17 protein-coding genes are annotated in these 18,991 nt (G+C 69.4%); 7 read left to right on the forward strand and 10 right to left on the reverse strand.

Features of this window, described 5'->3' with window-relative positions; all coding sequences use genetic code 11:
• Nucleotides 1-1,212 (reverse strand): DUF1444 domain-containing protein, encoded by a 1,212-nt coding sequence (locus DPV79_RS11160; RefSeq protein ID WP_060306178.1) that lies wholly within the window; start codon nt 1,210-1,212, stop codon nt 1-3.
• A gap of 337 nt (nt 1,213-1,549) precedes the next feature.
• Between DPV79_RS11160 and DPV79_RS11165 the strand changes: the two genes are divergently transcribed.
• From DPV79_RS11165 to DPV79_RS11180, 4 genes are read left to right on the forward strand one after another with little or no spacing between them, the layout of a single operon-like run.
• Entirely contained in the window at nt 1,550-2,341 is a 792-nt protein-coding gene (locus DPV79_RS11165) for a DUF3348 domain-containing protein (protein WP_113045445.1), read from the forward strand.
• Between the two features lie 10 nt (nt 2,342-2,351).
• Nucleotides 2,352-5,399, forward strand: a complete 3,048-nt coding sequence (locus DPV79_RS11170; protein ID WP_113045446.1) for a DUF802 domain-containing protein — start codon at nt 2,352-2,354, stop codon at nt 5,397-5,399.
• 3 nt (nt 5,400-5,402) lie between these two features.
• Nucleotides 5,403-6,047, forward strand: a complete 645-nt coding sequence (locus DPV79_RS11175) for an OmpA family protein (protein WP_021163899.1) — start codon at nt 5,403-5,405, stop codon at nt 6,045-6,047.
• Nucleotides 6,044-6,667 (forward strand): DUF2894 domain-containing protein, encoded by a 624-nt coding sequence (locus tag DPV79_RS11180; protein WP_048020256.1) that lies wholly within the window; start codon nt 6,044-6,046, stop codon nt 6,665-6,667. The genes DPV79_RS11175 and DPV79_RS11180 overlap by 4 nt, the downstream gene beginning before the upstream one ends.
• A gap of 34 nt (nt 6,668-6,701) precedes the next feature.
• Here the strand turns inward: DPV79_RS11180 and DPV79_RS11185 are convergent, their stop codons facing one another.
• Nucleotides 6,702-7,205 carry a DM13 domain-containing protein gene (locus tag DPV79_RS11185; protein WP_027790874.1) on the reverse strand — a complete coding sequence of 168 codons (504 nt, stop codon included), beginning with the start codon at nt 7,203-7,205 and terminating at the stop codon, nt 6,702-6,704.
• 248 nt (nt 7,206-7,453) lie between these two features.
• Between DPV79_RS11185 and DPV79_RS11190 the strand changes: the two genes are divergently transcribed.
• Entirely contained in the window at nt 7,454-7,771 is a 318-nt protein-coding gene (locus DPV79_RS11190; RefSeq protein ID WP_048020252.1) for a DUF4148 domain-containing protein, read from the forward strand.
• A 79-nt stretch (nt 7,772-7,850) separates the two neighbouring features.
• Here the strand turns inward: DPV79_RS11190 and DPV79_RS11195 are convergent, their stop codons facing one another.
• The 5 genes from DPV79_RS11195 to DPV79_RS11215 all read right to left on the reverse strand — a co-directional run bounded on the left by DPV79_RS11195 (nt 7,851) and on the right by DPV79_RS11215 (nt 13,659).
• Nucleotides 7,851-8,423 carry an NADPH-dependent FMN reductase gene (locus DPV79_RS11195; protein WP_113045447.1) on the reverse strand — a complete coding sequence of 191 codons (573 nt, stop codon included), beginning with the start codon at nt 8,421-8,423 and terminating at the stop codon, nt 7,851-7,853.
• 54 nt (nt 8,424-8,477) lie between these two features.
• Nucleotides 8,478-9,155 carry a histone acetyltransferase gene (locus tag DPV79_RS11200; RefSeq protein ID WP_113045448.1) on the reverse strand — a complete coding sequence of 226 codons (678 nt, stop codon included), beginning with the start codon at nt 9,153-9,155 and terminating at the stop codon, nt 8,478-8,480.
• Between the two features lie 496 nt (nt 9,156-9,651).
• Nucleotides 9,652-9,876: a hypothetical protein gene (locus DPV79_RS42585; RefSeq protein WP_059709803.1), complete on the reverse strand. Its 225-nt coding sequence runs from the start codon at nt 9,874-9,876 to the stop codon at nt 9,652-9,654.
• Nucleotides 9,877-9,915: 39 nt separating this feature from the next.
• Nucleotides 9,916-11,199, reverse strand: coding sequence for an isoprenylcysteine carboxylmethyltransferase family protein (locus DPV79_RS11210; RefSeq protein WP_021163891.1), 1,284 nt, complete (start codon nt 11,197-11,199; stop codon nt 9,916-9,918).
• A gap of 120 nt (nt 11,200-11,319) precedes the next feature.
• Nucleotides 11,320-13,659 (reverse strand): collagen-like triple helix repeat-containing protein, encoded by a 2,340-nt coding sequence (locus tag DPV79_RS11215; RefSeq protein ID WP_113045449.1) that lies wholly within the window; start codon nt 13,657-13,659, stop codon nt 11,320-11,322.
• A gap of 359 nt (nt 13,660-14,018) precedes the next feature.
• Here DPV79_RS11215 and DPV79_RS11220 point away from each other — a divergent pair, with 359 nt between their 5' ends.
• The gene (locus tag DPV79_RS11220; RefSeq protein ID WP_059589544.1) at nt 14,019-14,417 is read left to right on the forward strand and encodes a carboxymuconolactone decarboxylase family protein; all 399 of its coding nucleotides are present in this window, start codon (nt 14,019-14,021) and stop codon (nt 14,415-14,417) included.
• 81 nt (nt 14,418-14,498) lie between these two features.
• Here DPV79_RS11220 and DPV79_RS11225 read toward each other — a convergent pair whose 3' ends face one another.
• Genes DPV79_RS11225 through DPV79_RS11235 form a run of 3 tightly spaced genes read right to left on the reverse strand, consistent with a single transcriptional unit; the run spans nt 14,499 to nt 17,957 of the window.
• Nucleotides 14,499-15,485: an alpha/beta fold hydrolase gene (locus DPV79_RS11225; RefSeq protein WP_113045450.1), complete on the reverse strand. Its 987-nt coding sequence runs from the start codon at nt 15,483-15,485 to the stop codon at nt 14,499-14,501.
• 7 nt (nt 15,486-15,492) lie between these two features.
• On the reverse strand, nt 15,493-17,058 hold the full coding sequence (locus DPV79_RS11230; protein WP_059484752.1) for a flavin-containing monooxygenase: 1,566 nt from the start codon (nt 17,056-17,058) through the stop codon (nt 15,493-15,495).
• Nucleotides 17,055-17,957 carry an SDR family NAD(P)-dependent oxidoreductase gene (locus tag DPV79_RS11235; RefSeq protein ID WP_021163138.1) on the reverse strand — a complete coding sequence of 301 codons (903 nt, stop codon included), beginning with the start codon at nt 17,955-17,957 and terminating at the stop codon, nt 17,055-17,057. Before DPV79_RS11235 ends, DPV79_RS11230 begins: the two co-directional genes overlap by 4 nt.
• 103 nt (nt 17,958-18,060) lie before the next feature.
• On the opposite strand from DPV79_RS11235, the gene DPV79_RS11240 reads away from it, so the two are divergent.
• Nucleotides 18,061-18,684, forward strand: a complete 624-nt coding sequence (locus DPV79_RS11240; RefSeq protein WP_244321736.1) for a TetR/AcrR family transcriptional regulator — start codon at nt 18,061-18,063, stop codon at nt 18,682-18,684.
• Nucleotides 18,685-18,991 lie beyond the last annotated feature (307 nt).

Below are 18,991 nucleotides of genomic sequence, written 5' to 3' on the forward strand. Positions count from 1 at the left end.
TCAGGCTTCGCTGAACCGCTCCAGCAGTGCCGCGAACCGCGTGTCGTCGGGAAACCCCTTCACTTCATAACGCACCGGGCGATGCCCGGTGGCCGTCATCAGGTCGCCGCACGTGTTCAGCAGCTCGGCCATCGGCACGTAGGCCGACTGTCCGGTCGACTCGCGATGGAGCGCGACGATATCCGTCTCGGGCAGCAGCGTGTGCACGCCGTCGCTCCATACGCCGACGCTGAACAGGCTGCCGTCCTGGCGCTTGTACACCGAGTAGGTCGCCACGAAAACGTCGGTGCCGTCGCGTTCATGCACGTCGTCGAGGAGCATCCGCTGATCCTGGTAGTCGCCCGCGAGCTCGCCGATGCGCAGCGCGGCCAGCTTCGTTTCGAGCCCTTCCGGCACGAAACGCCGCCACGCGGTGCCGTCCCAGCGCAGCATCAGTGGCGGCAGCGGGCGCGGCTGCGCCTGCGCCTGTTCGGCGAGGTCGACCATGGCGGCGAGCCCGGCCGGATTGCGGTCGCCGGTGAGCAGCAGCACCGCGCGGTTCGGTGCCATCACGACCGGCGCGCCGGCGATCGGCTGCCGGTGGAGCAGGTCGGTCAGCAGCAGCCGCGCCGCGTCGTAGGAATCGTTGAATTGCGACAGGAACACCCCGTTCGGCAGCGCGGCCCACGGCGCCGACGATTCGGCCCGCAGGTTGTCGATCGCGATCTCGCATGCGTCGTCGAACGAGATGCCCCATTCGTCGAGCGTCGAGGTCGGCAGGCGCGCGATGTTGAACTCGCCGTCGTACGCGATGCCGATCTCGATGTTCTCGCACAGCGGCCGGAATGCCAGTTCCGGTACGCCGGGCTGCCCGGCCAGTTGCAGCGCGGTCACGCCGCGCTCGGTCGCGCTGCGGATCACGGGCCGCAGCTTCGCACGTGCGGCGGAGAAATCCTCGGGGATCTCGTGCTGCATCATCGCGCTCGCCTGCCGTTTCAGCACGGTGTCGCGCTCGGACGGCTTCGCGGCCGCGTAGTCGCGGAACAGGTTGTGCAGGTTGATGATGTTCGACGGAGCATCCGACTGGACGAGACAGCCTTTCTCGTCCTCGTGGCGCCAGGTGCGCGTGTCGCCCGATGCGCGCAGCGTGGCGATCAGGCGTTCGGCGAAGGCCTGCGGGGTCGGCGGTTTGCCGAAACGGTCGCGCAGGCGCGTGACGAGGTTGGCAAGCATCGTGTGCGGTCGGGCCGGGCCCGTTTGTTGTCGTTGTGGGTCGGTGGCACCCGGTCTCGGGGGCGCAGCCCGCGGCCGGCACGCGTGGCCCGACGGGTGCTGAGATGGTAGCGCAACGCGGCGGGTCTCGGCGGCCCGAATGCGCAACCGGCGGGCGACGCGGCGGCGGGCAAGGGCGGCAGAACCGTCGCCGCAGCAACCCCCGGCCGCCCGCCAAGCCTTGTGTGGCGGGCGTTCGCGAGTGCCGCACGCGCCACCGGGCGGCGGCGCTTCCCCGATTCTGGCGGTCGACCTCCCGGCGACGTGTAAACTGCTGCCTTTTTTGACGGTTTGCAGCATGGTGCAAGCACCTCCGCGCCCGGCGCTGAGCGGCCCGGCGCTCGTCCGGCTGCTCGCGCGCCTGGCCGATGCCGACGTCGCGGAATCCCGGCAGACGCTGTCCGACCGGCTGAGCCAGTGGCTCGGCTGGACCGACGCGATCACGCTGTCGTCCGCGCTGAATGCGAGCCCGCCCGGCGTCGCGGCCGGCGTGCGCGGCTACGACGCCGAGCGCGACTGCGCACGCGTGCGCCACGAGCTCGCGCAGGCGATCACGGCCACCAACCGGCCGCGTGCGCGGCGCCGGCCCGGCGATCCGCCGCCGCCGGCCGCCGACACGGCCGATTTCGCGGACTTCCGCCAGCGTTACCTGTCCCTGCAGCAGGACATGGAAACGGCGATCGGCCAGTTGCGCGGCCGCCTGCGGGTCGCGCTCGCCGCGTGTTCGTCGGGGATGGCGCGGCTCGCGACGCTCGACGCGATCATGGAGCGCGTGCTCGGCGCGCGCGAGCGCAGCCTGCTGTCGGCCGTGCCCGCGCTGCTCGGTACGCGCTTCGGGCGGCTGCGCGACGCGGAGCGGCAGGCGCTGGCCGATGCCGAAGCCGCGGCGGCAGCCGCAGCGGAATCCGCGGCCACGGCCGATCCCGCCGATGACGGCGCGACGATCGTCAACAGCCCGGCCGTCGCGGCGATCGTGCCCGGCGCATGGCTCGATACGTTTCGCGACGAGATGCAAAGCATCCTGCTTGCCGAACTCGAAGTCCGGTTTCAAACGGTAGACGGGCTGCTCGCGGCCCTTCGCACCTGCTAATCAACACGCTATGTCCAGAATTCGCCTTGATCTCGTTGTCTTCGTCGCCGGTCTGCTCGCTGTGGGCTGGATCGGCGTCGGCTATGTCGCGTCGAACCCGCTGGCGTCGGCCGTCACGCTGCTGATCGCCGCGTGCTATGTCGCCGGCGCATGGGAACTGCTGCGCTACCGGCAGGCCACCGCCACGCTGTCGCACGCGGTCGCCGGCCTGGCCGAGCCGCCCGCGAAGCTCGACACGTGGCTCGATACGCTGCACCCGGGCCTGCGCGGCGCCGTGCGCGCGCGGGTCGAAGGCGCGCGCGTCGCGCTGCCGGGCCCGTCGCTCACGCCTTACCTCGTCGGCCTGCTCGTGCTGCTCGGCATGCTCGGCACGCTGCTCGGGATGGTCGTCACGCTGAAGGGCACGGGCGCCGCGCTCGAAAGCGCGACCGATCTCGACGCGATCCGCGCGTCGCTGATCGCGCCGGTGAAGGGCCTCGGCTTCGCATTCGGCACGTCGATTGCCGGCGTCGCGACCTCCGCGATGCTCGGCCTGCTGTCCGCGCTCGTGCGCCGCGAGCGGATCGATGCGGCCCAGCAGCTCGACGCGAAGATCGCGACGACGTTGCGCGTGCACTCGTCCGCGCATCAGCGCGACGAATCGTTCCGGCTGCTGCAGCGCCAGGCCGACGTGATGCCGGCGCTGGTCGACCGCCTGCAGACGATGATGACGTCGCTCGAGGCGCGCAGCGTCGCGCTGCACGATCGCCAGATCGAGAGCCAGCAAGCGTTCTTCGATCGGACCGAGCGCGCGTATGCGGGCCTCGCGTCGAATGTCGGGGACGCGCTGAAGGAAAGCGCCGCCGAAAGCGCGCGCGTGGCCGGTGCCGCGCTGCAGCCGGTCGTCGCCGCGACGATGACGGGGCTCGCGCAGGAGATGGCCGCGCTGCGTGACACCGTGACGGGCGCCGTGCAGCGTCAGCTTGACGGGCTGACGGACGGTTTCGAGAAGACCACCGGCAACGTGACGGCCGTCTGGAGCCGCGCGCTCGACGAACAGCGCCGTGCGGGCGACGCCGTCGCGCAGCAGTTGCAGACGACGCTCGGCCAGTTCACCGAGACCTTCGCGCAGCGTTCGACGGACCTGCTCGACGGCGTCGCGACGCGCCTCGAATCGACCGAAAGCCGCCTGTCGGATGCCTGGCGCGATGCGCTGGCGCGCCAGGAGCAGGTCGGCGAGACGCTGGCCGGCCAGCATGCGCGCGCGCTGGGCGAGGCCGCCGCGACGTTCGAACGCCATTCGGGCGCGACGCTTGCCGCGATGCGCGAGTCGCACGCGGGGCTGCAGACCGAGCTGGCCGCGCGCGACGAACAGCGCCTCACCGCGTGGAACGAATCGCTGGCCGCGATGGCCGCGAAGCTGGGCGACGAATGGCAACGCGCAGGTGAGCACAGCGCGGGCCGTCAGCAGGAAATCTGCGACGCGCTGGCGCAAACGACGCGCGACCTGACCGCGCAGGCTTCGGCTTTCGAACAGCGCTCGAACGATCTGCTGTCGACGATCCGCGATTCGCACACGGGCCTGCAGACGCAACTGGCGGCGCGCGACGAACAACGCCTCACCGCGTGGAACGAATCGCTGGCCGCGATGGCCGCGAAGCTGGGTGACGAATGGCAGCGTGCAGGCGTGCATAGCGCAGGCCGTCAGCAGGAAATCTGCGACGCACTCGCGCAGACGACGCGCGACCTGACCGCGCAGGCTTCGGCTTTCGAACAGCGCTCGAACGACCTGCTGTCGACGATTCGCGAGTCGCACACGGGTTTGCAGACGCAACTGGCCGCACGCGACGAAGAACGTCTCGCCGCGTGGAACGATTCGCTGGCCGCGATGGCCGCGAAGCTCGGCGACGAATGGCAACGCGCGGGCGTGCACAGCGCAGGCCGTCAGCAGGAAATCTGCGACGCACTGGCGCAGACGACGCGCGACCTGACCGCGCAGGCTTCGATGTTCGAACAGCGCTCGAATGACCTGCTGTCGACGATTCGCGATTCGCACACGGGCTTGCAGGCGCAACTGGCCGCGCGCGACGAGGAACGCCTCACCGCATGGAACGAATCGCTGGCCGCGATGGCCGCGAAGCTCGGTGACGAATGGCAACGCGCAGGCGTGCATAGCGCGGGCCGTCAGCAGGAAATCTGTGATGCACTCGCGCAAACGACGCGCGACCTGACCGCACAGGCTTTGACCTTCGAACAGCGCTCGAACGACCTGCTGTCGACGATCCGCGATTCGCACACGGGCCTGCAGACGCAACTGGCCGCACGCGACGAAGCACGCCTCGCCGCGTGGAACGACTCGCTCGCCGCGATGGCGGCCGCGCTGCGCGACGAATGGGCGCACACGAGCGCGCAGGCCGCGACGCGCCAGCAGGACATCTGCGACACGCTGGCCCGCACCGCGAACGACATCACCGCGCAGGCGCAGGTGCATGCGAGCGACACGATCAACGAGATCGCGCGCCTCGTGCAGGCTGCGTCGGAGGCGCCGAAGGCCGCGGCCGACGTCGTCGCCGAGCTGCGCCAGCGCCTGTCCGACAGCCTGGTGCACGACACCGCGATGCTCGAGGAACGCAGCCGCCTGCTCGCGACGCTCGAAACGCTGCTCGGCGCGGTCAATCACGCGTCGACCGAACAGCGCACCGCGATCGACGCGCTCGTCAGCACGTCGGCCGACCTGCTCGACCGCGTCGGGGCGCGCTTCAACGACACCGTCGACGCCGAAACGCGCAAGCTCGACTCGGTGGCCGCGCAAGTGACGGCGGGCGCGGTCGAGGTCGCGAGCCTCGGCGATGCGTTCGGGATGGCCGTGCAGGTGTTCGGCGAGTCGAACGACAAGCTGCTGACCCATCTGCAACGCATCGAGGCCGCGCTCGAGAAGTCACTCGCGCGCAGCGACGAGCAGCTCGAGTACTACGTCGCGCAGGCGCGCGAGGTGATCGACCTGAGCATGATGTCGCAGAAGCAGATCGTCGAAGACCTGCAGCAGCTCGCCGGCCGGCGGGCGTCCGTCGGAGCGTAACGCATGCACGACGAAATCGACGGCGGCGCGTCCTCCGCGCCGGTGTGGCCCGCGTTCGCCGACCTGATGTCGGTGCTGCTCGGCGCGTTCGTGCTGATCCTCGTCGGCGTGATCGGCATGCAGTTGCAGCTCACGTCGAAGCTCGAGGAAGCCGTGCGTGCGCGCCAGCAGGAAGCGCAGCAGCGCAAGTCGCTCGAGCAGGCGCTCGCCGGGCCGCTCGCGGCCGGCCGCGTGACGCTCGTGAACGGGCGCATCGGCATCAGCGGCAACGTGCTGTTCGCGCTGAACTCCGACCAGTTGCAGCCCGCCGGCCGCGACCTGCTGAAGACGCTGGCCGCACCGCTCGCCGCCTACCTGAAGACGCGCGACGAGATCCTGATGATCAGCGGCTTCGCCGACGACCAGCAGGTGCATGCCGGCAACCGCCAGTTCGCGGACAACTGGGAACTGTCGGCCAAGCGAGCGTTGACGGTCACGCGCGCGATGATCGACGCCGGCGTGCCGGCGTCGTCGGTGTTCGCGGCCGCGTTCGGCTCGGAACAGCCGGTCAGCTCGAATGCGGACGATGAAGGCCGTGCGAAGAACCGTCGCGTGGAGATCGCGCCGGTGCCGCGCAAGTCGGCATCGAACGGAGGGAACGCGAAGTGACCGACGACGCGACGCACGTTCGCGCGACACTCGACGCGTGGCGCGAGCAGGGCGCTGACCGGCTCGACCCGGTGCGTTTTCTCCGGATCGACGCGCTCGAGCGGCGTGCGGCCGCGCTCGAAGGCAACGCGCGCGGGCTGCTCGACGCGCGGCTCGCCGCGCTGATCGAAGGCTTCGCGGCGGTCGTCGCGCGGGCCGACGAAGCGAAGGCCGCCGCGAGCGGCATCGCGCAAGCCGACGATGGTGCGGCCGGACGCGGCCCTTCGCTGGCGGCGCTCGTCGAACGGCTCGGCCGCGATGCGCAGGCCGACCGGCGCGGGCTCGATCCCGAGCTGGTCGACTACTTCCGCACGATGTGGTCGAAGGTCCGCACCGAACAGCAGTACCGCCAGTCGCTCGACCAGGTGCCGCGCAACGCGGGGCCGCTCAATTCGAACAGTCTCGTGCACCGGTCGCTCGCGACGATGCGCGAGCTGTCGCCGGAATATCTGCAGCAGTTCCTGTCGTACGTCGATGCGCTCGCATGGCTCGAGGATCTCGCCGGCGGCGGCGCGCAGCCCGAGAAGGAAGCCCCGCGCGCGAAGACGGTGAAGAAGGGCGCGCGCGGCAAGAGCCGGTAGCGCGCGGGCACGCATCGCCGCCGCCGGGGGACGGTCACATCGACGTCAGGCCCGACGCCGGCGCGCTTTGATAGCGGGCCGCGCTGATGAATTTCGAGAAGCGTTCGCACCAGATCACGACCGACGTGTATTGCGCGGGATTCACGTCGTCGGGAAGCGCCACGACGAAATTGCCGAATGTCTTCAGGTCGCCCACGCGTACGGCGCGCGCCTTGATCGCGAGGAACGACGCTCGCGTATCGACGAAGGCCGGCACGAGATAGAGCTTGTAGTCGGGGCCCGGTGCGATGTCGCCCTCGAACGCGATCGACGAATCGGTGACGGTCAGCTTGCCGTCCGCCCAGTGCAGCGCGTCGCTTCCCGGAAGGTTGCGTTCGAAGCGGCCGGTATGGCGCGCGTTTTCCGCGGCCACTTGCAGCTCGACGGCGCTTGCGCCTTCCGTCGCCGTGAGGATCGGCAGCACGTAGATGCCCGCGGCAAACGCCGCGAGCCCCGTCGCGAGATGCGACGCGATCAGTATCCAGATTCTGGTTTTCATGTCGGACCCTTTGAACGAAAACAGAGGGTGGCGCCGGGCCACATGCCGGTAGTCGCGCGAGCCGGCGGAATCTGACAGACGTTCGGGTTTTCGTTCAACACGCCGTTACATGCCGCTCCTGCCGGCATGCCGCGTGGCACCTGCACCGCGACGCGATGCCGGATTTTTTCTTCGGCGAGTGTCATCTTTGCGCACGCGGCGCGACTCACTCTCCGTCGACAACGTCGTCGATGCTCAGGAGAGATCAGATGAACAAGCTTGCCCTGTATGTTCTCGCGACGGTTGCCGCGACCGCTTCCGTTTCCGTTTCCATTTCCGCGTGGGCCGCGCCGCAGTCCACCGTGACGCGCGCGGAGGTGAAGGCCGAACTGGCCGCCCTGCGTGCAGCCGGCTACCGGCAGAACGGCGAAGACCCGTACTATCCGGCACGATTGGCGGAAGCGCTGAAGAAGATCGGTTCGACCGGCACGTCGACGGCCGATACCAGTGGATACGGCATGGCGGCACCGGCCGCGAGCGAATCGGGTTCGATGACGGCCGACAGACCGATCTATCGCGGACGATGATCCGGGCCGGACGTTGCGCCTGTCGATGGGCACGGCGTCCGATTAATCCGGACTGCGATGGAATCCAGGTTACGCAACGTCAGCGCGTTGACGTGCCTTCGGCAATCTCAGCGCCGAACGCGTGCAGCGCCTCGACCAGCGCCGCCGCGAACGGCGGATGCGCGGCGATGCCTGCCGCGTCGAGCTGGCTGCCGAGTATCGGGAGCGTGATCGACGCGCGCTCGACGATGTTCGCCGACATCACCGACAGCGTTTCCCGCAGCGCCGCGTCCGCATGCGTCGCGCGCGGCGATGCGTTCAGCACCGCGACCGGCTTGTACACGAACGCTTCGCATCCCACGACCCAGTCGAGCGCGTTCTTCATCACGCCGGTCACGCCGTGCGCGTATTCCGGGCTCGCGATCAGCACGCCGTCGGCGGCGTTCAGGCGATCGATCAGGTCGCGCACCGCGCCCGGCGACGGATATTCCGCGTCGGGGTTGAACAGCGGAAATTCGCCGAGGCGATCGAAGCGCGTGATGCGCGTCCCGGGCGGCGCGACGCGTGCCGCCGCATCCAGCAGCGCTGCGTTATACGACTGCGCGCGCAGGCTGCCGCATAACGCGACGATGTCGATGCGGCGCTCGGAATCGGGTTGGAGTTCGGTAGCCATCGAGGAGCGTGTCGTTGGGTGGTTTGCGCGATGGGGGCGCGCCGGCCCGACGGATTATCGCATCGGTGCACGGGCGGAGTGACGCGCTTTGGCGCCCCCGTGCAAGCGGTGCGGTTCGCGCCTTTCCCGCGGAAATCCCGGGTGGCGACATTCTGCGGCAACGACGTCGGCCATCCCGGCCGCGCGCGCGAATGCGCCGATTTCCCACCCGTTGCCGAGCAGCAGACGACGCGTATGCAGCGCGCCGTGCACGTCGTCGGCAACGGCTTCGCCCAGATAGCGCAGCGCGCGGCCTTCGATGTCGACGAAGCCGTGTCGATAGTCATGGGCCAGCGCGGTCCACAGCTGCGCCGCGCCGATCGACTGACGGGCGCCGCTGATCAGGCACAGGCCGGCGTCGAGTCCCCAGCGATACAGCGTCGTCGCGAGGCCCTTGCGTTGCGACGTGCTGCGCAGCCGCGTGTGCGGCGCGCGCAGGTAGCGGTCGGCGCGACGCGGGATTTCGGGCAGGCGGTTGAATACCGTATAGCCGGCGAGCTGGCGCGCGGCCGGATCCTCGACGTACAGGAAGTATTCGCCGTCCGCCTCGCGGTGGCGGACGATCAGGCCGGAGCGGCCGAGCGCGACGGCCGGCAGGCCGTGCAGGCGATGGCCCGGCTGGTGCAGGCGTGCGTAGAGCGAGTCGAGTTCATCGTCGATGTCGTGCTGGGAATGCTGTACGTCGATGCGCATGGCAAAAGGCGCCCGTCCCGGGCGGTCCGAGAAAGTGGTTCATCGCAAGAGGGGAGAGGAATGGGTGCGGCCCCCGGCTCGGCGAAGCGAGCCGGGGCCGCGAATCAGCTGGGGATGTGCTGGAAACCGGCGGCGATCGCGGCGAGGCCCGCGATGCAGAGTGCGAACAGGATCAGGACCTTGTGAATCACGTCTCTCTCCTCATGAATGCGCGGCGCCGAAGGGCGGTGCCGCGGAGACGGTGACGGCGGGCACGGCCCGCGCGGCCGTCGTGCGCGACGACGGTCGGGTGTCCGGGCGACCGATCGGGCGCGGACGGCCAGCACCATACGCGAGGCGCCGGGAGCAGGCAATCGTATCGGTGGAGAAAAGCGACGAAACGCGGAGAATCGTATCGTTTCGCGACAATTGGACGCATGGGCGCGCGCCCTAGCCTGAGCGGCGGGTGGGCCGGCCGGACAGTCGCTGCCGGGTAGTGTGCGCATGGCCGGTGCCGTCAACCGGCCACCGCGCGCTCGTAGAGCGAAGCGATGTAACCGCCGGGCAGCGGACGAAGCGCGACGCGTGCGAAGCCGAGTGCCTCGTCGTACGCACACGGCTTCGCGTTGCGCGGATCGCGATCGAGTCGCGGCAGCGAGCACTGCTGCGCGCGTACCTGGTCGCAAGGGCGCGCGCACTGTGCCGGAACCGGCGAAACGGCGATGTGCGAACGCCGACGCAAGCGTGGGCGGGGCCGCAAGCCCCGCCTTGCGCCGCCGTGTCAGGCCGGCGCGCGCTGCCCGAACGCCTGCTTCATCCGCGCGAACAACCCGTGTTGCGCGATCCATTCGGCATACGCGCGATAGTCGGGGTCGCGCATCAGGTGCCGTTCCTCGGTCTTCGCCCGCGTGTAGTAGATCAGGTTGACCGCAACGAGCCCCGCGCAGTGCATCAGCCCGACCTGCCAGCCGAGCGGCTCGACGAACGGCACCGACACCATCCAGTACGACAGGTTCTTCGTGATGTACGCCGGATGCTTCGTGAAGCGGTACGGGCCCGACGTGATGATCCCGCGGTTGGTGAGGTTCGAGAAACGCAACCCGAACGAGATCGTGCACAGCGCGTAGGTCAGCAGCAGCAGGATGATCACCGTGCCCCAGATCACGCGCAGCGTCGGGGCCGACTGCAGCCAGTTGTCCCAGAACAACGTGCCTTCGTAGCGGATGTAGTTGTTCGAGAACAGCGACCAGAACGGCTGGTAGCACATCAGCGCGGCTACCCAGCCGAGCGTCGTCGGCTCGACGGTGCGCACGTGGCTGTCGAGGATGCGGAACGTGCACAGGTAACCGACGGTGCCGAACATCAGGTCCATCGTGAACGACAGGTCGTACATGAACATGAAGGTCGCGATCGTCGCCGGCGCGTGCATCGCGTTCGCGAGCGACGCGGTCAGGTGATCGGCGTCCTTCGACAGGTAGACGGTCATCAGCGGCAGGAAGAACGCCTTCACGCCCCAGCCGGCCAGCATCTCGCGCACCGGCTTCCAGCTCGCGGGCTGCTCGCGGCGGAACAGGAAGCGGCCCCACAGCAGGTACGCGTCGTCGGTCTCGCGCTGGTGGCGATCCATCCACGCGAAGTAGAACGGCGCGGCGACGATCACGTACGGCGCGAGCGAGCGCAGCAGCGACCAGAACGGCCGGTAGAACGCGCCGTGGTATTCGGGCAGCAGCCAGTAGATCGCGCCGATGCCCGCGTAGATCGACGCCAACGCGCCGAGCCGCGTCGCGACGCGCGCGATGCCGAGCGGGCGCACGGCCTGCCGAGACAGGCCCGCGCTCGGGCGCAGGTAGACGCGCGAGATGAAGATTTCGTGCAGCGCGATCGTGCCGATGATCGCGAGGCTGGCGATGACCGCGCGCGTGGCTGCATCGAAAGTCGGCTGGCCGCGCGTGATCCACAGCGCGAACAGTCCGGCGGCGATGCCGAGCAGGCCGGCGCGCAGGGGCGTGGCGGAACGGGGTGGGCGGTCCTGGACCGCGGCGATGCCGTCAAGCGTGGAGTTCATGATCGGATCCTCGTACGGGTGAAGGCCGGCGCCCCCGCTTGGCGGGTGACGCCGGCCATCGGCCGGGCTTTGTATGGATGCGCGCCCGGCCATTGGCCTGTGGTTCTGATAGGTAAAGCGTTACTTCTTGGTGCCGCCGCCCAGCAGACCGCCGAGGAGGTTCGTCACCGGCGACAGCAGGTTGCCGGCGCCGCCCGCGGCACCGCCGTTCGAGCTGCCGGTCAGGCCGGCCGCCACGGAGCCGCCGCCAGCCGGCGTCGTGGCCGTGCCGGCCGCGCCGCCCGGGCTCGCGGTGCCGATGGCGCCGGCGGCGCCTGCCGGCGTCGTCAGTGCACCCGTCACCGTGCCGACCGGGCCGCTCGACAGCAGGCCGCCGAGCGTGCCCGTCACGTTGCCGCCCGGCGTCGTGACCGTGCCCGTGAGGCTGGCGCCGAGCGGCGTCAGCGAATTGACGAGGTTGGTGACCGGCGCCAGCAGGCCGCCGACACCCGCGCCGCCGGTGCCGCTGGTGCCACTCGTTCCGCCGGTGCCGCTGGTGCCGCTCGAACCGAGGCCGCCGAGCGCGCCCGTCAGCGAGCCGAGCAGGCCCGTGACCGGTCCGAGCGGGCCGCCGCTGCTCGTGCCGCCCGAACCGCTCGAGCTGCCGCCGCCCAGGCCGCCCGTCAGCGTGCCGAGCAGGCCCGTGATCGGGGCGAGCGGGTTGCTGCCGCCCGTGCCGCTGCTGGAGCTGCCCGCGTTGTTGTCGTGGACGAGGCCGCCGGTGGACGTCACCGTGTTGCCGAGCTGTGCCACGACGCCGCCGAGGCCGGTGCCGACCGGGTTGCCGGTTGCGCCGCCGACCTTCGTGCCGGCGAGGGCGAGGCCGTTGCCGAGCGCGCTCAGCAGGCCGTTGAGCGGCGTGCCGAGCAGCGTGACGCCGCCGAGCGTCTGCGTGGCGCCCGGCGTCGTGACACCGCCGGTCAGCGTGTTCGTGATCGGGTTGATCACCTTGCCGACCTGCGTCTCGAGCTGCTGGACCGGCGAGCTGTTCAGCGCCGTGTTGAGGCCCGACGCGGTCGAGTTGACGGCGCCACCCACGGTGTTGACGAGATCGCCGACGAGCGTCGTGACCGGCGACAGCGGCGACAGCGGGCCGGAGCCGAGGCTCTTCACCGCGTTGCCGAGGTTGTTGACCGCGCCGCCGGCGCCGGTCAGCAGGCCGGTGGTCGACGTCAGCGTCGGTCCGAGCGGGTTCGCCGACACGCCGATCGAGCCGAGGCCGGCCGCGACGCCGTTGCCGAGCGCCTGCACGCCATTGCCGAGGCTCGTGACCGCGTTGCCGACGCTGTTGGCCGTCGTCGGGTTCGTGCCGGGGATTTGTACGCCGCCGATCACGCCGCCGCCGTTCGCGACCGTCGTACCGACTGCCGTCACGAGGTTGCCGGATTTCTGGAGGACATTGCCGAGCGGGGTGACGCCGGTGCCGGAGGTGCCTGACGTACCGGAAGTACCCGAGGTACCGGAAGTACCCGAGGTGCCGGAAGTACCCGAGGTGCCGGAAGTACCCGAGGTGCCGGAAGTGCCCGACGTACCGGAGGTGCCCGAGGTGCCCGAGGTGCCGGAAGTACCCGAGGTGCCGGAAGTACCCGAGGTACCCGAGGTACCCGAGGTACCGGAAGTGCCCGAGGTGCCGGAAGTACCCGAGGTGCCCGAGGTGCCGGAAGTGCCCGAGGTGCCGGAAGTGCCCGAGGTACCGGAGGTGCCCGAGGTACCGGAAGTGCCCGACGTACCGGAAGTGCCCGACGTACCGGAAGTGCCCGATGTACCGGAAGTGCCCGACGTACCGGAAGTGCCCGACGTACCGGAAGTGCCCGACGTACCGGAAGTGCCCGACGTACCGGAAGTGCCCGACGTGCCGGAGGTGCCCGAGGTGCCCGACGTACCGGAAGTACCCGAGGTGCCGGAAGTACCCGACGTACCGGAAGTGCCTGACGTACCGGAGGTGCCCGACGTACCGGAAGTACCCGACGTACCGGAGGTGCCCGACGTGCCGGAAGTACCCGAGGTGCCGGAAGTACCCGACGTGCCGGAGGTACCCGACGTACCGGAGGTACCCGACGTACCGGAGGTGCCCGACGTGCCGGAGGTACCCGACGTACCGGAGGTGCCCGACGTGCCGGAGGTACCCGACGTACCGGAAGTACCCGATGTACCGGAGGTGCCCGAGGTGCCGGAAGTACCCGACGTACCGGAAGTGCCTGAGGTACCGGAAGTGCCCGACGTACCCGAAGTCCCGCCTCCCGAAGTCCCCGACGTCCCACCGCCCGACGTACCCGAAGTCCCCGAGCTGCCGCCCGTCCCTGACGTGCTCGGCTTGATCGTCGGCGGGGTCGTCGGTCCATCGACCGAGCCGCAACCATATAGTGCGAGCAGCGACGAGACGGCCATCGTTACCGTCGTCTTCTTGAAGAGTGTGTGCATGTTGGCCTCGACATTGGAAGTGTGTCCAAGCCTTCTCTGCAAATTCCGCGCCACGACAGAATTCGCGAAACGGTGTCGCGCTTTATTGCAGGTATCGGGAATATCGGCGCGATTTAAACGGAGTAACGGCGCTTTCGCGCGACGGGCATGCTCGGTGCGCGGGCGCGGCGGTTGCGATGTTCCCGTAAGCCGCCGTAACGCGCGGCGCGATGTTACGTAGCGTTCGATATCGCGTTGCGCGAATGGCTTCGAACCGAGGGCCGCATCTTTGACGAAACGCGCCGGCCCGATGAACATGGCGCGAAATCCCCGGCTGCCGACGATGCCGACGCGGCCACGACTCCATACAGGACCCGGACATGAGCGAACAGGACAGGGAAAACGGCAAGGCGCGACGAATCGACGTGATGGGCGAGGCGTTCGTCGAGCGCGCGATGCGCGACCTCGACGGTTTTTCGCGCCCGCTGCAGGACTGGCTGAACGAGCATGCGTGGGGCAGCACGTGGCAGCGGGACGGGATCGACCTGAAGACGCGCAGCCTGTGCACGTGCGCGATGCTGGCGGCGCTCGGCCGCAGCACGGAACTGAAGGGGCACATTCGCGGCGCGCTCAACAACGGCGCGAGCCTCGTCGAGATCCGCGAGGTGTTGCTGCACAGCGCGCTGTACGCGGGCGCGCCGGCCGCGGTCGAGGCATTCCGCAGCGCGCGGGAGGTGATCGCGGATCTCGGGCTGGCGGTGCCCGACGACGCAGCCTGATTCCGCCGCCGCTTCGGCTGCACGGCAGGCGCGGAATCAGGCCCGGTTTCGCTGGTTTCGCCGGTTTCGCCGGTTTCCGGCTCAGTGCGCGACGCGCGCTGCCTGCGGCGGCGCCTCGGCCGGCGCGGCGGCGACTTCGAGCAGCCAGTCGGCGGTGGCCTCCGGAATCGTGACCGGCAGCATGTGCCCGCCCTCGACGACCTTCAGCCGCACGCGCGCCGATTTCTTCGCGAGCGCGTCGCCGTGCTCGCGCCAGTTCAGGATCGGATCGGCGCGGCCGTACAGCACGTCGACCGGCAGCGCGAGTTCCGCGTAGCGGCGTTCCATCGCGGGCAGGTCGACGGGCGCCGACAGCAGGTCGGTCGCCGTCGCGTAGAACACGTGCGGGCGCATCCCGAGCAGGCCGCCGCCCTTGACCGGGAAGTCGCGCGGCACGTCTTCCGGCGCGAACACCTGGCGCACGGCCTTGCGGCCGGTCAGGATCGTCAGCGGGATCGCGAAGGTCCACGACACGAAGCGGCGCACGAGCGGCGAGGGCAGCATCAGCGGCTTGAACGGCGCCGGCGGCTCGGTCTGCTGGTGCGACAGCGGCGCGATCAGCGCGAGCCGGCTCACGCGGTCCGCATGGTTGAGGCCGACGGCAAGCGCGATCGCGCCGCCGAGCGAGTGGCCGACCAGCACGGGCTTGTCGAGCCGCAGCGCGTCGATGAACGCGGCGACCGTGCGGGCCTGCGCGAACACGTTCGCCTGCGAAGCCGCGCCGCGCAGCGAGCGGCCGGCGCCCGGGCGGTCGATGAGGATCACGCGATGCTGCTGCGCGAGCCGCGCGAGCGGCAGGTACGCGAAATTGCGCAGTTGCCCGGCGAGCCCGTGGACGAACACGATCGGCGGGCCGCTACCGTATTCGACGTAGTGGATGCGGTCGCCGCCGACGTCGACGAAGCGGCCTTCGGGCGGAAACGCGCGCGTCACGCGACGGGCCACGTAACCGGTAAACAGCGCGAGCGCGGCGAGCGCCGCGACGACGCCGAGCAGGACGTTCTGGATCAGATGGAGCGTAGGGGTCATGTCGGCCTCAACGGGGTTCGAGTGCGGGTTCGGCAACCGGCGCCGCGGCGGCCGTGCCGGCTTTCGCGCGGCGTTCGAAATGCATCGCCGAATCGGCGAGCGCGCTGAACTTCAGCGACGCGAGATCGCGCACGTAGTTCTGGTGGAATTTCCACGGCTTGCGATGGCCCTGCTTCGGCAGGATGCCGGCCGCGCGCTGGATGTAGCCCGAGCTCAGGTTGACGGCCGGCACGTCGCCGAGCTCGCCGGCGCCGAGCCGCGGCACGCACGTGTCGTAGTCGTTCGCGCGCATGTGATTGAGCAGCCGGCACACGTAGCGCGCGATCAGCTCGGCCTTCAGCGTCCACGACGCGTTCGTGTAGCCGAACGACGACGCGAGGTTCGGCACGTCGCTGTACATCATTCCCTTGTACGACACGGTCTCCGGCAGGTCGACCGCGCGGCCGTCGACCGTGACGCGCGCGCCGCCGAGCATCTTCACCTTCAGCCCGGTCGCGGTGACGATCACGTCCGCGTCGAGCTGCTGGCCGCTCTTCAGCTTGAGGCCGGTCGGCGTGAAGCGCTCGATCTCGTCGGTGACGATCGACGCGCGGCCCGCGCGGATCGACTTGAACAGGTCGCCGTTCGGCACGAGGCACACGCGCTGGTCCCACGGCATGTAGCGCGGCGTCAGGTGCTTTGCGACGTCGAAGTCGGGGCCGAGCTGCTTGCTGGCCGCGCGGATGATGAACTTCTTCGTCTGGTCGGGCTTGCGGCGCGACACGTTGTACAGGTAAATCGTCAGCAGCACGTTCTTCACGCGCACGAGCCGGTGCGCGAGCCGGGACGGCAGCACGCGGCGCAACGCGTTCGCGATCCTGTCGCGCGCGGGCAGCGACACGATGTAGGTCGGCGAGCGTTGCAGCATCGTCACGTGCTGCGCGTCGGCCGCCATCGACGGCACGAGCGTGACGGCCGTCGCGCCGCTGCCGATCACGACGACGCGCCGGTTCGCGTACGACAGGTCTTTCGGCCAGTGCTGCGGATGCACGAGCTTGCCTTCGAACGTGTCCATTCCGGCCCAGTCGGGCAGGTAGCCGGCGTCGTAGTCGTAGTAGCCGCTGCACATGAACAGGAAGCGGCAGGTGTAGACGAGCGTGTCGGTCGTGCCGCCCTGCGTGCGCTCGATGCGTACCGTCCAGCGCGCGCGGTTCGAATCCCAGTCGGCCGCGACGACTTTCTGGCCGTAACGGATCGTCTTGTCGATGCCGTAGGTGCGCGCGGTGTCGCGGATGTAGTCGAGGATCGTCTGGCCGTCGGAGATCGCCTTGTCGCTGTGCCACGGGCGGAAGCTGTAGCCGAGCGTGAACATGTCGGAATCCGAACGGACGCCCGGATAGCGGAACAGGTCCCAGGTGCCGCCGATCGCGTCGCGCGCCTCGACGATGGCCACGCTTGCATACGGGCAGCGCTGCTTCAGGTGATACGCCGCGCCGATGCCGGACAGCCCGGCACCGACGATCAGCACGTCGAGGTCGCGGCTGTCGCCGGGGGCGGGCGGCGCGTCGCGCCGGTCGGTCGTCGTCGAGGTCATGCGGGGTCCTTGGTGGGCGTGGTCGGGAGCGCGGCCGGGACTTCCTTCGGGCGGAGGTTGCGGGCCCGGGCGCGGCGCACGTGGCGCAGCATCAGCCACTGGTAACCGGCGCCGAGCAGGCGCGCGATCCTGTCGAGCCGGCGTGCGTCGGCGCCGACGAGCACGCGGCGCGCATTGCGCTCGACACCCGCGAGGATCTGCCGCGCGGCCTCGTCGGCCGTCGTCGCGTTGATCAGCCGATTCGCCTGGCGGCGATGGGTCGCTTCGTCCTGGCCCGTGAGTGCATGGATGCTGGTATCGACGCGGCCCGCGTCGACGATGTTCGTCGCCACGCCGCCCGGATGCACGCAGGTCGCGCTGACCGGCGCGCCGTCGAGTTCGAGCTCCATCCGCAGTGCCTCGGTAAAGCCGCGCACCGCGAACTTGGTCGCGTTGTAAGCGCTTTGCGTCGGCATCGCGACGAGCCCGAACAGGCTCGACGTATTGACGACGTGTCCGTCGCCCGACGCGCGCAAGTGCGGCAGGAATGCCTGCGTGCCGTGCACGACGCCCCAGAAGTTGATGCCGACGATCCATTCGAGATCGGCGATGTCCGCGGTCTCGGCGCTGGCGGCCAGCGACACGCCCGCGTTGTTGAAGATCAGGTTGACCTTGCCATGCCCGGCGCGCACGAAATCGGCCCACGCGAACACCGCATCGCGGTCGGCGACGTCGAGCCGCCGCGTGCTCACGCGCACGCCATGCTGGGCGCAGGCGGCCGCCGTGCCGGCGAGCCCGGTTTCGTTGACGTCGGCGAGCGCGACCTCGCAGCCCCGCCGCGCAAGCTCGACCGCGAGGCTGCGGCCCATGCCCGAACCGGCGCCCGTGATCGCGGCGACCTTGCCGGAAAACCCGTTCATCCGTTGCTCCTCCCGTTCCGCTTGCCCTGTACCGGCGGCGCGTCTAATGTGGTGTTGGTCGTCACCACTTTAGTTTTCGGGTGTCCTGATGTCAAATAGCGGAATGGAGAAAGCACTCGAAACGGAAAAACGGGGCCGCTCGTATGGCGGCGTGGCGCCCGAGGTGCGGGCCGCCGAGCGGCGCGACGCGCTGATCCGCGCGGCGACGCGCGTGTTCGGCACGGTCGGGTTCCGCAAGGCGACGGTACGGTCGATCTGCCAGGAAGCGAAGCTGAACGATCGCTATTTTTATGCGGCGTTCGACAGCACCGAGGATTTGCTGCGCTGCACCTACCTGCATCACGCGCAGCAGTTGCACGAGGCAGTCGCGCGGGCAGTGGCCGAGCGCGGCGGCGATCTGCGCGAGAGCATCGATGCCGGGCTCGCCGCGTTCTTCGCGTTCCTGCGCGACCCGTGCGCGGCGCGCGTGCTGCTGCTCGAGGTGATGGGCGTGAGCGCGGATACCGACATGACCTACCAGCGCATGCTGATCGACTTCGGCAAGCTGATCATGGCGATCGGCGCGCCGCGCGAAGCGGCGACGCCCGCGGAGCGCACCGAGCAGCGGCTGATCGGGCTCGCGCTCGTCGGCGCGGCGTGGCTGCTCACGGAATATCGCGACCCGGAAGCGCAGATGGTCGCGAGTTGCAGGAAGGTGCTGCTGGGGACGTTGCGGGAGATAAGCTGACCGGATGGTGTCGCGTTGTTCCCGGCATGTCCGCCGGCAAATTGCAGGTTCAAAGTCTAAACAAAGAAGCGACTACACGGCGCACGGCACGTCGGATTGTCTATTTTTGATTTGATTCGGTTTGCGTGTGACGGTGAATGGGTTAAAACAATCCGGATCAAATTAAAAAGGCGGCGCAATGCAAAAAGGCAGTTCGCATTACGCCGTTCATGGCGCGAAACCCTCGCGCCCAGGCACCTCGATCAGGAACCCGTGTATCCGCCCCGGTTCGGCCTTCACCGTCCCGGCGATACTCGGTCGTCGTGCC

This window comes from Burkholderia reimsis, from assembly GCF_003294055.1.
Lineage (GTDB): Bacteria > Pseudomonadota > Gammaproteobacteria > Burkholderiales > Burkholderiaceae > Burkholderia > Burkholderia cepacia.